This window comes from Pseudomonas sp. NPDC088429, assembly GCF_044753305.1.
Lineage (GTDB): Bacteria > Pseudomonadota > Gammaproteobacteria > Pseudomonadales > Pseudomonadaceae > Aquipseudomonas > Aquipseudomonas rustica.
On sequence record NZ_JBIVMX010000124.1, the window covers coordinates 542 to 2056 of the forward strand.

2 protein-coding genes are annotated in these 1515 nt (G+C 57.3%); both read right to left on the reverse strand.

Annotated features, from left to right (window positions below):
* Window positions 1–1259, reverse strand: a 1259-nt coding sequence (lpdA, locus tag ACIP66_RS28065; protein WP_400652477.1) for a dihydrolipoyl dehydrogenase, incomplete at its 3' end; no start/stop codon positions are given.
* A 109-nt stretch (window positions 1260–1368) separates the two neighbouring features.
* A partial coding sequence (locus ACIP66_RS28070; RefSeq protein ID WP_400652484.1) for a 2-oxo acid dehydrogenase subunit E2 occupies window positions 1369–1515 on the reverse strand: 147 nt, incomplete at its 5' end.

The following is a 1515-nucleotide window of genomic DNA, read 5'->3' on the forward strand; positions in this document are numbered from 1 at the left end:
ATCACGTGCACGCCCAAGACGCGGTCCGTCGTGGCATCAGCGATGACCTTGACGAAACCACCGGTATCGTTGGCGGCCATGGCACGGCCGGAAGCGGCGAACGGGAAGGTGCCGACGTTAACTTCAACGCCTTCAGCTTTCAAGGCCTGCTCGGTTTTACCCACCCACGCGATTTCCGGGTGAGTATAAATAACCGAAGGGATCAGGTCATAGTTCATCTGGGCTTTGTGGCCCTTGATGCGCTCGACAACCATGATGCCTTCTTCCGATGCCTTGTGCGCCAGCATCATGCCGCGCACCACGTCACCGATGGCGAAAACGCCCGGTACGGTGGTCGCGCAGTGATCGTCAACGTGCACGAAACCGCGCTCGTCGAGGGTCACGCCGCTGTCGGAAGCCAGCAGATCAGTGGTCACCGGACGGCGACCAACGGCTACGATCAGCTTGTCGAAAGTAATGGTCTGTTCGCCGTTGGCATCGGTGTAGTTCACAACGACTTCGTCGCCATTCACTTTCGAGCCGGTCACGCGAGCGCCCAGTTTGATGTCCAGACCTTGTTTGGTCAGGGTTTTCAGCGCTTCCTTGGAAACAGCGGTGTCCGCTGCCATCAGGAAGGTGTCCAGTGCTTCGAGGACAACCACTTCCGAACCCAGACGCGACCAGACCGAACCCAGTTCCAGACCGATCACGCCAGCGCCGATCACGCCCAGACGCTTAGGTACGGTTTGGAATTCCAGAGCGCCAGTCGAATCGACGATGACGTTCTGATCAACCGGAGCCGGTGGAATGTCGATTGGACGCGAGCCTGGAGCCAGGATCACGTTTTCAGCTTCGATGACTTCAACCGAGCCGTCTGGCTTGGTGACTTCGACTTTCTTGCCCGCCAGCAGTTTGCCGTGGCCCTGGATCGAAGTAACGCCGTTCGCCTTGAACAGAGTGGCAACGCCGCCGGTCAGGTTCTTGACGATGCCAGCCTTGCGGCCAACCATCGCAGCGACGTCCATTTTGACTTCGCCGGTCGAGATACCGTGAACGTTGAAGCTTTCTTTCGCTTCCTTGTATTTCCAGGAGCTGTCGAGCAGCGCCTTGGAAGGAATGCAGCCTACGTTCAGGCAGGTGCCGCCCAGGGCTTGCTTGCCTTCAGCGTCGGTGTACTTCTCGATGCAGGCAGTGGTCAGACCCAGCTGCGCCGCCTTGATGGCAGCCACGTAGCCACCAGGGCCAGCACCGATCACTACTACGTCAAATTTCTGCGACATTCAAAAAATCCTCTTTAGCAATAAAGCTACAAGCCGCAAGCGAAAAGCTCCAAGCCCACCCCGCTCGCTTTGAGCTTGTGGCTTGAAACTTGAAGCTTGCCGCTGTTTTTTAGATATCCAGCAACAGACGCGCCGGATCTTCCAGCAGGTTCTTGATGGTCACCAGGAAGGTCACAGCTTCTTTGCCATCGATCAGACGGTGATCGTAGGACAGCGCCAGGTACATCATCGGACGGATAACGACCTGACCGTTGAT